13 protein-coding genes are annotated in these 11669 nt (G+C 40.4%); 11 read left to right on the top strand and 2 right to left on the bottom strand.

The window, feature by feature from the left end; all coding sequences use genetic code 11:
* Nucleotides 1–26 precede the first annotated feature (26 nt).
* From rpoD to ACFO3D_RS11515, 7 genes are all read left to right on the top strand, one after another.
* Nucleotides 27–1148, top strand: coding sequence for an RNA polymerase sigma factor RpoD (gene rpoD / locus ACFO3D_RS11545; protein ID WP_390296089.1), 1122 nt, complete (start codon nucleotides 27–29; stop codon nucleotides 1146–1148).
* 90 nt (nucleotides 1149–1238) lie between these two features.
* The gene (locus ACFO3D_RS11540) at nucleotides 1239–1784 is read left to right on the top strand and encodes a hypothetical protein (RefSeq protein WP_390296087.1); all 546 of its coding nucleotides are present in this window, start codon (nucleotides 1239–1241) and stop codon (nucleotides 1782–1784) included.
* A gap of 101 nt (nucleotides 1785–1885) precedes the next feature.
* Complete coding sequence (gene cccA, locus ACFO3D_RS11535; protein ID WP_390296085.1) at nucleotides 1886–2266, top strand: cytochrome c550; 381 nt, start codon at nucleotides 1886–1888, stop codon at nucleotides 2264–2266.
* Nucleotides 2267–2362: 96 nt separating this feature from the next.
* Nucleotides 2363–3091 carry a tRNA (adenine(22)-N(1))-methyltransferase gene (locus ACFO3D_RS11530; RefSeq protein ID WP_390296082.1) on the top strand — a complete coding sequence of 243 codons (729 nt, stop codon included), beginning with the start codon at nucleotides 2363–2365 and terminating at the stop codon, nucleotides 3089–3091.
* The gene (locus tag ACFO3D_RS11525; protein WP_390296080.1) at nucleotides 3072–4187 is read left to right on the top strand and encodes a Nif3-like dinuclear metal center hexameric protein; all 1116 of its coding nucleotides are present in this window, start codon (nucleotides 3072–3074) and stop codon (nucleotides 4185–4187) included. The genes ACFO3D_RS11530 and ACFO3D_RS11525 overlap by 20 nt, the downstream gene beginning before the upstream one ends.
* 39 nt (nucleotides 4188–4226) lie before the next feature.
* Complete coding sequence (locus ACFO3D_RS11520; RefSeq protein WP_390296078.1) at nucleotides 4227–5537, top strand: DEAD/DEAH box helicase; 1311 nt, start codon at nucleotides 4227–4229, stop codon at nucleotides 5535–5537.
* An 11-nt stretch (nucleotides 5538–5548) separates the two neighbouring features.
* Nucleotides 5549–6442, top strand: coding sequence for a deoxyribonuclease IV (locus ACFO3D_RS11515; protein ID WP_390296076.1), 894 nt, complete (start codon nucleotides 5549–5551; stop codon nucleotides 6440–6442).
* Nucleotides 6443–7053: 611 nt separating this feature from the next.
* On the opposite strand, the gene ACFO3D_RS11510 is transcribed toward ACFO3D_RS11515, so the two are convergent.
* The gene (locus ACFO3D_RS11510; RefSeq protein ID WP_390296074.1) at nucleotides 7054–7338 is read right to left on the bottom strand and encodes a DUF2624 domain-containing protein; all 285 of its coding nucleotides are present in this window, start codon (nucleotides 7336–7338) and stop codon (nucleotides 7054–7056) included.
* A gap of 188 nt (nucleotides 7339–7526) precedes the next feature.
* Here ACFO3D_RS11510 and ACFO3D_RS11505 point away from each other — a divergent pair, with 188 nt between their 5' ends.
* Together ACFO3D_RS11505 and ACFO3D_RS11500 are read left to right on the top strand one after the other, a co-directional pair.
* Nucleotides 7527–8129 carry a transglycosylase SLT domain-containing protein gene (locus ACFO3D_RS11505; protein ID WP_390296336.1) on the top strand — a complete coding sequence of 201 codons (603 nt, stop codon included), beginning with the start codon at nucleotides 7527–7529 and terminating at the stop codon, nucleotides 8127–8129.
* Between the two features lie 86 nt (nucleotides 8130–8215).
* A complete protein-coding gene (locus tag ACFO3D_RS11500) occupies nucleotides 8216–8674 on the top strand; it encodes a hypothetical protein (protein ID WP_390296072.1) in 459 nt (152 codons plus the stop codon).
* 16 nt (nucleotides 8675–8690) lie between these two features.
* Here the strand turns inward: ACFO3D_RS11500 and ACFO3D_RS11495 are convergent, their stop codons facing one another.
* Nucleotides 8691–9047: a hypothetical protein gene (locus ACFO3D_RS11495; protein ID WP_390296070.1), complete on the bottom strand. Its 357-nt coding sequence runs from the start codon at nucleotides 9045–9047 to the stop codon at nucleotides 8691–8693.
* A gap of 71 nt (nucleotides 9048–9118) precedes the next feature.
* On the opposite strand from ACFO3D_RS11495, the gene ACFO3D_RS11490 reads away from it, so the two are divergent.
* Together ACFO3D_RS11490 and ACFO3D_RS11485 are read left to right on the top strand one after the other, a co-directional pair.
* A complete protein-coding gene (locus ACFO3D_RS11490) occupies nucleotides 9119–9745 on the top strand; it encodes an NfeD family protein (protein ID WP_390296068.1) in 627 nt (208 codons plus the stop codon).
* Nucleotides 9746–9957: 212 nt separating this feature from the next.
* Nucleotides 9958–11595: a Na/Pi cotransporter family protein gene (locus ACFO3D_RS11485; protein WP_390296066.1), complete on the top strand. Its 1638-nt coding sequence runs from the start codon at nucleotides 9958–9960 to the stop codon at nucleotides 11593–11595.
* Nucleotides 11596–11669: the final 74 nt, after the last annotated feature.

The raw sequence follows: 11669 nt of genomic DNA, 5'->3' as shown, positions 1-11669 counted from the left end.
GAATGTAGTTGGAAGGAGGGGGACTCATGGCCGAAAATAAGCCTTCACAGACAAAAGAGAATGAAAACGAATTGACGCTAGATCAGGCTAAGGATCAATTGCTTGAACTGGGTAAAAAACGAGGAGTACTGGCTTATGAAGAAGTAGCAGACCGTCTATCCGGTTTTGAAATTGAATCCGATCAGATGGATGAATTTTATGAGTACCTGACAGAGCAAGGTGTGGAAATAATCGGTGAGTCAGATGAGGATCCGAAAATGCAACAGATTGCCAAAGAGGAGCAATTTGATCTGAATGATCTCAGTGTACCACTTGGGATCAAGATTAACGATCCCGTACGTATGTATCTGAAAGAAATCGGCAGGGTGGATTTGCTGTCCGCTGCTGAAGAAATTGATTTGGCACACCGTATAGAAAATGGTGAGGAAGAGGCAAAACGCCGCCTGGCTGAAGCGAACCTGCGCCTTGTGGTAAGTATCGCAAAACGTTATGTGGGCCGTGGTATGCTATTCCTTGACCTTATTCAAGAGGGTAACATGGGTCTTATAAAAGCGGTGGAGAAATTTGACTACCGTAAAGGTTTTAAATTCAGTACGTATGCAACTTGGTGGATTCGCCAGGCAATCACACGTGCCATTGCTGACCAGGCAAGAACTATTCGAATTCCGGTTCACATGGTGGAAACCATCAATAAACTAATCCGGGTTCAACGCCAACTGCTGCAGGATCTCGGGCGTGAACCAACACCAGAGGAAATCGGAAAAGAAATGGAACTGTCACCTGACAAGGTACGCGATATTTTGAAAATCGCGCAGGAACCGGTATCCCTTGAGACACCAATCGGTGAAGAGGATGACTCCCATCTGGGGGATTTCATTGAAGATCAGGAAGCTGTATCCCCTTCAGATCACGCTGCATACGAATTATTGAAAGAGCAGCTTGAAGATGTTCTTGATACATTGACTGACAGGGAAGAAAATGTTTTACGGCTGCGATTTGGACTTGATGACGGGCGTACTCGTACACTTGAAGAAGTAGGTAAAGTATTTGGAGTAACCAGAGAACGTATCCGTCAGATTGAGGCTAAAGCATTGCGTAAACTGAGACACCCAAGCCGTAGCAAACGCTTAAAAGACTTTCTGGAATAATCGTATCAGTCATTGTCGCCTTTTGATGTGTTCAATGACTGACCGCGTTTTTCCTATACCTGTGATAATTACAGGATGTGAGGCATCGGGGTGATTCATATTCAAGATAAACGGATTGCTACAATCGTAGAAGAAATCGGTTATTGGAAAGAGCATAAATTATTACCTGATATGTATTGCGATTTCCTGCTTGCGTTGTATACCAATGGTGAATACAGTGAGGAGCCGCAAAAAGGTAAAATCAGCAGGATAGCCTTAGTGAATTTGGTGCAGCTGACCATGTTGTTTCTATTGCTGCCTTTTTCTTTTGTCACCATTTATTTAACTGAATTTCATTTTATACTGCAATCAGGTTTTCTTATTCTCTTTGCTTTGTATGCATTTTGGATGAGCCGGACTTACCGTGTGAAACGAAGTAAGGTTTATCATTTGGCTTTATTAATACATTTGCTATTGATACTGCTTCTTTGTGTGCATATTAGTACAGCTTTAGTACTTGAGCAGGGAATCCAAATAGCACTTATTTTGGTTAATATGGTTTTCTGGTATTTCCTTGGTCAAAAGTACAGAATCAATTATCTTCGGATTGTCAGTGGCATTAGTGTATTATTTGTCATTTTATATACTGTTTTATAAAAATTTCACAACATATCCCTTTAATCCAATGAACTTTTCGAGTAAAATATAAATAGTTATCAAGAAATAGAATAAAAGGGATTACATAAGGAGGAACTACGATGAAAAGAAACCCGGTTATCCCTTACGCAATTATCGCAGTAGTTGGGATCCTTTTAGTAGTTGTTATTTCGTTTGCCGGTTTAGGTCAGCGAGAAGCTATCCAGGAAGCAGAGAAAAATGGCGGACAGAAACAGGAACAGGGCGGCGAAACAGCTGCAACTGATCCGGAAAAGATTTTCCAGAACAATTGTGCAAGCTGTCATGGTGCTGACCTGTCAGGTGCTGCTGGTCCTGCACTGAATAAGATTGGAAGTGAGTATTCAAAAGATGAAATTCTGGAAATTATAAAGACCGGATTCCCTGAATCAGGAATGCCTGGGGGACTTGTTCAAGGTGAGCAGGCTGACGCACTTGCAACGTGGCTTGCTGAGAAGAAATAACCAAACATACTTATAGTAAATTAGCCAAAAGAGTAAGCTTACTGACTGATGCAGCAGGCTTACTCTTTTATGCTATTGGAATTGAAGGAGATAATGATGAACAACAATGTTAAACTATCTGACCGGCTGAGAAAAGTTGCATCTTTCATCACGCCAGGGTCTTATTTTGCTGACATAGGTTCAGATCATGCATACCTACCATGTTATGTTTGTATGAAAGATAACGAGGCGCATGCCATCGCAGGCGAGGTAAATAGAGGACCATATGAGAGTGCAATCGAAACGGTCACCCAATGTAATCTTTCCAGCCGAATAGATGTGAGATTAGGAAATGGCTTGTCTGTCCTGAACGTAGATGATGGAATCGATTCAGTAGTGATTGCCGGAATGGGAGGGGCTTTAATCAGATCCATTCTTGAAGAGGGAAAAGCCCATCTACGTAACGTATCACGGATCGTGGCACAGCCGAATGTTGATGAGCGTCAACTGCGTAAGTGGCTATATACGAATGATTATACCATTACAGAAGAGGAAATACTGGAAGAAAACGGTCATATTTATGAAATTATCGTTGCTGATAAAAATGCGGAAAGAAATCCGTTTAAAGAGGGTATACTTGATCGGCAGTTTCTGTTCGGTCCAATTTTGCTGCACAAAAAGCCTCAAGTTTTTTATCGGAAATGGGAGCATGAGGCTTTTAAACGGGAGCGGGTTATTGGCGAGATGAAAAAAGCCAGCAAGCAAAATCCCGAAAAGCTTTCTGCATTTCAACAGGAATTACAGTGGATACAGGAGGTTTTATCAAATGGAAGGGACTATTCGTAACAAAGATATTTTCAGGGTAATGGAAGAGTGGGCACCAACACATCTGGCATATGATTGGGACAATGTTGGCCTGCAGGTAGGTTCGTATAATAATCCGGTCAAAAAAGTTATGGTTACATTGGATGTGTTAGATTCAGTTGTGGATGAAGCTGTCCAAAATAATGTGGACCTAATAATTGCACACCATCCGCTTCTATTTAAGCCGCTTGGTCAAATAAATTTGGATTCAAGTAAGGGCAGGCTAATCAGAAAATTATTACAGCACAATATCTCTGTCTATGCTTCACATACCAATCTTGATGCAGCTGATGGAGGAGTGAATGATATACTTTGTGACTTGCTTGATATAAGGGATACCGATATTCTTTTAACTAGTTTTACAGAGAACCTCATTAAAATTTCCGTGTTTGTTCCACATTCACATAAGGAAACAGTCCGTAATGCATTGAGTGAAAGTGGAGCTGGTCATATCGGTGATTACAGTCACTGTACATTCCAATCGAATGGACAAGGTACATTTATGCCACTTGAAGGAACAGATCCATACATCGGTAAGCAGAATGAACTGGAAGTAGTCGACGAGGTTAAGATCGAGACGATTATCCCTGAAAATAAGCTCAAAAATGCGATAGATTCAATGGTGGAAGCACATCCTTATGAAGAGGCGGCATACGATTTATTTCCACTTGAAAATCCAGGAAAATCATATGGAATAGGCAGAATTGGGACGCTCCCGGAAAAGGTAACGCTTAAAAGTTTAAGTGAACAGGTAAAGGAAAAGCTTGATATTCCTGGTCTCCGTGTAACCGGCGATCTCACTAAAAAAGTAAGCAAAATTGCCGTCCTTGGTGGAAGTGGGGAGAAATATATACAAAAGGCGAAAAGATTAGGAGCAGATGTTTATATTACGGGAGATATGTCGTTCCATACTGCACAAGATGCATGGGAAATGGGGTTGTCGGTCATTGATCCAGGACATCATGTTGAAAAAGTGATGAAACAAGCAACACGTGATTATCTAAATGACAATATTGACGAAAAAGATGTAGAGGTTATTATCTCCCAGTCAAACACTGAACCATTCCAGTTTATTTAAAAAGAATAGAAACCATTAATCATAAAGGAGTAACACACCATGCAAAACAATTTTGAGCAATTTGGTTTCCGTCCTGTTATGACAGAGGTAACGGAAGATTTAAATTTCAGGAAGCCTACAGAAATTCAACAGCGGGTAATTCCGGCTATTTTAAAAGGAAAAAGTGTAATCGGGCAATCACATACAGGTTCCGGGAAAACCCATGCATATCTTTTACCCCTGTTTAATCAGTTGGATGAGAGCAGGCGGGAGGTGCAGGTTGTTATTACGGCACCAACACGCGAATTGGCAACGCAAATACACGAGGAAGTAAAAAAGATTATTGACTTTGCTGATAAGAAACAAATTTGGACATCGAAATTGTTGGTTGGTGGCACCGATAAACAAAAGGCCATAGAGAAACTGAAGGTTCCCCCTCACGTTGTCGTAGGGACACCCGGCAGAATTCTTGATATGGTTAAGGAGGATGCTTTATCCATCTACACAACTGAGACTTTCGTAATTGACGAAGCTGATTTGATGCTAGATTTAGGATTTATCAATGACGTTGATCAGTTGCTTGTAAGAGCCCATCGAGATGTCCAGCTTCTTGTATTTTCTGCGACCATTCCACAGCGGTTGGAGCATTTTTTCCGCAAGTATTTGGAGAATCCGCTCCATGTAAAAATTGATGATGCCTTATCCCCGGAGACTATGGAACATAGGTTAATCCCTTTAAAACACCGGAGTGAAGCTGAGATTATCATGGAAATATCCAAAACAATCCAACCGTATCTAGCCATTATTTTTACGAATGGTAAAGACCTTGCTGATGATCTTGCTGCATCCTTACAGCAAAAAGGTTTGGATGTTGGGATTATCCATGGCGGTTTGAAGCCTAGAGAACGAAAACGGGTCCTTAAAGAGATTCAGGATCTGCGTTATCAGTATATTGTAGCAACTGACCTTGCTTCCAGAGGTATTGATATTAAAGGAGTAAGCCATGTTATTAACGCCCAGCTGCCCAAAGAAGAAGATTTTTATATTCACCGGGTCGGAAGAACTGCACGTGCTGGAATGGAAGGAACAGCTATTAGTCTGTATCAAGACAGCGATATCAAGCTGATAGATAAATTGGAACAAAAGGGCCTAGCCTTCACGTACTATGATATTCGTAATGGTGAATGGAAAGAAGCCAAGGCGTGGAATGAGCGTGGCTTACGGACCAAGACAGTTTCAGATGCGGATACGGAAGCGTGGAAGAAAGTTAGAAAAACGAAAAAAGTTAAGCCTGGTTACAAGAAAAAGATGAAGAAACAGCAAGAGAATATAAAAAGACAAATACTTAAAAAGCAGAATAAGCGAAAATAGGAGTGGGGAAATTGTTGAAAATAGGTTCACACGTATCAATGAGCGGGAAGAAAATGCTTTTGGGTTCCAGTGAGCAAGCTATATCTTATGGTTCAAACGTTTTTATGATATATACCGGCGCACCACAAAACACGCGCAGAAAACCGGTTGAAGAACTTAATATTATGGATGGAAGACAGCATATGAAAGCGAACGGCATTGAAGAGGTCATTGTTCATGCTCCATATATTATCAACATCGGAAATACGGTAAAACAGGAAACTTTTGAGCTAGGCGTAAATTTCCTGCGAAGCGAAATTGACCGTACGGCTACAATAGGTGCCAGGCAGATTGTGCTGCATCCAGGCGCCCATGTAGGTGCGGGGGCTGAAAGTGGTATCAAGCGAATAATAGAAGGTCTTGATGAGGTGCTAGAAAAAGATAAAGATGTACAGATAGCCCTTGAAACAATGGCTGGAAAGGGCTCCGAAATCGGGCGTACTTTCGAGGAACTGGCACAAATTTTCGATGGCGTGACACATAATGATAAACTGTCTGTCTGCATGGATACATGTCATATTCACGATGCGGGATACAATATCGTCGAGGATTTTGACGGTGTATTAAACGAATTCGATAAAATTATCGGTTTAGACCGTTTGAAAGTAGTCCATGTAAACGACAGTAAAAATGAACGTGGTGCACATAAAGACCGCCACGAAAATATCGGCTTTGGCCACATTGGTTTCGATGCACTACATTATGTAATTAATCATCCACAACTTACCGGTCTGCCAAAAATTTTAGAAACACCATTTGTCGGAGAAGATAAAAAGAACAAAAAGCCGCCATATAAATTTGAAATTGACATGATTAAAGAAGGCACCTTTGATGAGGGACTTAAAGAAAAAATCGTCAATCAGTAAGGCTTTTTCTTTAAATTTAGTTGACCTTTAACCATCGCATTTGATATAAAATGCGAAGTAGTGAGCTATGTTGATTTCCGCTTCAGGCAGTCGCTTTCACCACTCCGGGTGCAAGTACGACATCTGCTCATGAATTCGCAGTGTCTCCTTTGCCGCGGGCAACGCTTCAACTTCCTCGGAAGCAAAAACGCTTCCTGCGGGATTTTCAGCTGTTGCTTTTCCCGCAGGAGTCGACTGCCTTACGCTCCAATCAACGCCAGGTTACCGAAGAAGATTCATCTAGAGTTCAGTGAGAGGTCGTTGGAAACATACTCAATCCCTTATAAGTTATGGACACTAAGCGTTAGCAATACACGAAGACTCCTGTGGAACAACGAGCCTAAGAGACCCCACAGTGAGCGATCTTGGCGAACGAGGAGGCTCGTGGTGAGTTCACGGAAAGCGAAGTGTATTGCTGAAGCGGTTGCCTACCATTTTTAAATTCACTACTTCGTAGTTCATATCTTTTGCGACCACAAGCTTTTAGATAATAATTAACAGTAAACAAAAAGAGGAATAACGCGTAATTGCGTTAATTCCTCTTTTTTGTTTAGTAATTTTCATTTGGGGTACTAACTGAATAGGTGTTCCAGTCCATATGTGCGAATCAGTTCGTTAAACAACTTTTTTGCTTTCCTGGCTGTTTCAGCATCTGTTATTTTTGCCAGATCTTTAAACATTTTTTCCCGTTGTCTGTTATTGAAAATATCCGCCTTACTGGTTTTCAGGTAAGAAGTTATTTGTTCAGCCTGTTGTTTGCTGATTGAAAATCCATATTGTTTGCTGTAATGAAGCAGATCATCAGGTGAAAGCTGCTTGATTTTTTTTGCCGCCATATCTTTTATAAAATTTGTCATTATCCTACTCCTTCAAAAGAATACTGTTTTACTATATGCAGAAACCACCGGAAAATAAACTTGTACATAAGGAGATGCAAATGAACACAACAAAACCATATTTATTAAGACAGGTTGTAATTTTTTTAATTATAAGTACTTTTTTTAGCATAATAATATTTTTAGTTACACAGGAGAATGAAAAATTGATGGCCACAAATAATGGTTTGAAAGCAGAAAATCATAATCTAAAAGTGGAGAACACTTTTTTGGCCACAGAGAATTTACTTGATGCCCGGAAAAACAGTTATTATTCGTGGCAAAAAGTAAATGAAAAGGCGAATGAACTGGTAGCAGAAAGTAATGGCAGATTTGAAAAATCATGGGCTATATACCTTGTCCAACAAGCTGAGACATTTGATATTAATCCCTATATTGTATATGAATTACTGAAAGTGGAGACAGGCAACACGTTTAACCCGAAACTTGTGGGGCCGGAAACCGATTATGGAAGAGCATATGGGATGGCTCAATTTATGAAAAATACTGCGCCATGGATTGCTGAAATGTCTGGTATCCAATACAAGAAAGAGCTATTATTTGATCCTTATTATTCCATTCATTTGTCATTTGTGTATTTAGATTTCCTGCATGAATTTTACGGCACGTGGGATAAAGCCTTAACTGCATATCACCGTGGTATGGGTGGATTAGAGCATTTCATTTCAGAAAATGGCCATGCCAAAAGCTGGTATGCTGTAGAAATTTTAAGTAATGCTAATGAATATAAGCAATTGACCAGCGCTGAATAGTCATCCATAAAGTACCAACATGATATTGGCTTACCATCCATAAACTATGAACGCACCTCATTTTTAGGAAAGAGAGGTCTTGTGCTATGGATGAAGGGCAACGGATAAAAAATGGCATAAGTGCAAAAGAAGACGAGGCTTACCGTGAAAAACAGGCCAACCATGGTAATCAGGCAGAAGGACTGGACACACAGGATATTGCCTCCACAAATCTGAACGGAACACAGCCGGTGATTGACGGTACCGGTGACGGCCGTGATGAAGAATTTGCTGCCGAAATGACCGCTGATGAAGCAGTTGATGGACCATTAGAGCGAGAGCGGAATTCAGAAGAATCGGGGACACAGGTAAACAGTGCTTTTGGCTGGATTGCCTTGTCACTGTCTGTTATTTCCTTCTTTGTTTGGCCAATCATACTCGGTGGTGCAGGGATAATCCTCGGTTTTGTATCAAAAAGACGAGGTTCAGATACGTTAGGAAATGTTGCTATTGCCGCAGGGGCAATTTCCATTTTGATTACCCTGTTTATACTTCCGTTTGTATAGATGTAAGGGACTGACATTAATTGTCAGTCCCTTTCTCATAAACCGGAAAGGAATAAAATTTTCCGGCTGTAAGATTTTTGGGGTCAGCAGTTGGATTTAATTCTGTGAAGTCTGTTAAAATTTTTTCTATATTTAATGATTCCTGTAAATCAACATTAATCCTCTCTACAATGGATAGCACAGTATCTCCATTCTGTACCTTCACCTGCATTGAGTAAATCCTCATTTCATTATTTCCTTCTATTTCAGTTGCTTCCTCATCACCTACTTTGTAAGGTGTATCCAGTGAAGTTCCGACCGTTAAATCTTTATAAAGACTAACCAGTAGTAAAATGGTGAATAAGTACAAGATTGCTTTTTTAAAACTACCCATTTTAATTCTCCTTATAATATAATGAAACAAAATAATTAGTTAAACGTATATACAGGTAAGGAGGGGCTGGAATGGGGATATTTGCGCTAGATTGGATAGGTCTTGTCCTGACCGGGTTTGGGACGTTATTTCTTATTGGAGAAATACTTGTAAATACGCGTGGATTATTCGGCTTGCTTGGAATCGCCTTTATCACGGTATATTTTTCAGTATATCTTGAACCAGGCTCGTTTATAATTATGCTTATTATTTATTTTATTGGATTATTACTTATTATTGTAGACGGTAAGCTTCTAAATGATGGAACGCTTGCGGTGATTGGGCTAGCCTGCATGCTGGTAGCCGTTGCAATTACTGCACCAAACCTATATGCAGGAATGTATGCAGTAGTAGGAGTGCTGGGTGGAGGGATTTCCTCACTCTTTTTCCTAAAAGTTTTTAAAAAGCGGGATATGTGGTCGAAAATAACTCTAGTTGACCAACTGACAAATGAGGCAGGTTATAACTCGATGAACGAGTCCTACAGTAAATTAGTGGGCCGGGAAGGTGTTACACTAAACAATCTGCGGCCGGTTGGGACTATCCGAATTGAAAAAAAAGATTACAGTGCGGTTTCCAACGGACAGTGGATACCAAAGGATACAAAAATCAAAGTAGTGCAGGTAGATGGAACCCGCATCCTTGTTGAAAAAATATAATTAAATAACAATTAGGTAGTGTTCTAATGGAGCACTATCTTTTTTTTATTCGCGAATGAAAAGACCTGGATTAGGGTAGTAACTAAATAAAGGTAAAACAGTACATAATGTAAATTCTATGTAAATTTTTAATGGATGTCCTTTACAAAACATAATTAGATACTTAATAATGGGTAGCGGAATGCGACAAAATTCAACTTTGATTTGAAGGGATGGTTTGGCTGTTGGATATTAATATTCAGGATCTTATATTTCAATTTATTGGCGGTCTGGGTATTTTCCTGCTTGGTATCAAATATATGGGGGAAGGCCTTCAAAAGTCAGCTGGGGATAGACTCCGGGATATTTTGGATAGATTTACAAGCAACCCATTTATGGGGGTAATCGCTGGTGCAATCGTTACGATTTTGATTCAAAGTAGCTCCGGTACGACTGTACTGACGGTCGGACTGGTTAATGCAGGGTTCATGACACTTCGACAAGCTATTGGTGTTATTATGGGTGCCAATATTGGTACAACGGTAACAGCATTTATTATTGGTATAGATCTAGGGGCATACTCACTGCCAATTATGGCTGCAGGCGCATTTTTGCTTTTCTTTATTAAAAATCAGAAAGTACAAGCTGTTGGGCAATCTATTTTTGGCTTCGGCTCTCTGTTTTATGGTCTGGAACTCATGAGCAGCGGTATGCACCCGCTTCGCAGTCTGGAAGCATTTCAGGAATTAACTGTTAACATGAGTCAAAATCCAGTACTAGGGGTGGTAATTGGAACTTTATTTACTGTAATTGTGCAAAGCTCCAGTGCTACAATTGGTGTTCTTCAGGGATTATACTCTGAGGGCGCAATTGGACTTCAGGCAGCAATTCCTGTATTGTTCGGGGATAACATCGGTACTACAATTACCGCGGTTTTCGCGGCGATTGGGGCAAGTGTAGCAGCAAGACGCGCTGCATTCACACACGTAATTTTCAATCTGATTGGTACAACCCTCTTTTTAATATTGTTAGGATTCTTTAGGGATTATGTAGGTTTTGTACAAGAACAGTGGAATCTTGATGAAAAAATGACAATAGCGGTGGCACATGGTAGCTTTAACTTTTTAAACACTCTTATTCAGTTTCCATTCATTGCGGGACTTGCATGGCTGGTAACCAAGTTGGTTCCAGGAGAAGATACGACGGTCGAATACAAACCAAAACATCTCGATCCAATATTTATTCAGCAGTCATCGGCCCTTGCACTGGACCAGGCTAAGGCCGAAGTAATCCGAATGGGCGAGTATGCTCATCAGGGACTGGAAGAGACAAATAACTATTTAAATACTAAGTCCAAGAAGCATTCAGAAATGGCGACACAGATTGAGGGAGCTTTGAACAGCTTGGACCGCAGCATTACGGATTACCTGGTTGATATTTCCCGTGAATCCATGTCAGAATTGGAAAGTGCTAAACACTCAGCACTAATGAACTCTGTACGTGATATAGAGCGGATTGGTGATCATTTTGAAAACATCATTGAACTTGTTGATTATAAAGTTTCCAACAAAGTTCATCTTACTGATCAGGCGCAAGATGACTTAAATGAAATGTTTAATCTAACCACCATGACTGTTAAGCAGGCGGTTGGAGCATTGGATAACATGGATCGTGAAGAAGCGCTGGCTGTAGTTCAGAAAGAGGATGAAATTGATCAGATGGAACGGACATACCGCAAAAAGCACATCATTCGAATGAACGAGGGATTGTGCAGTGGTTCAGCGGGTATTGTCTTTGTTGATATTATCAGTAACCTTGAGCGAATTGGCGACCACGCGGTTAACATCGCTGAAGAAGTACTTGGAGATTAATTAAAGGAAAGAGGCGCTTAGGCGTCTCTTTTTTTGCTATGTGATTAGATATTATGATTGAAAACATGAGCGTT

Source organism: Virgibacillus kekensis (assembly GCF_042654125.1).
Taxonomy (GTDB): Bacteria; Bacillota; Bacilli; order Bacillales; family Amphibacillaceae; genus Lentibacillus; species Lentibacillus kekensis.
This window is presented reverse-complemented; position numbering and strand designations above follow the sequence as displayed.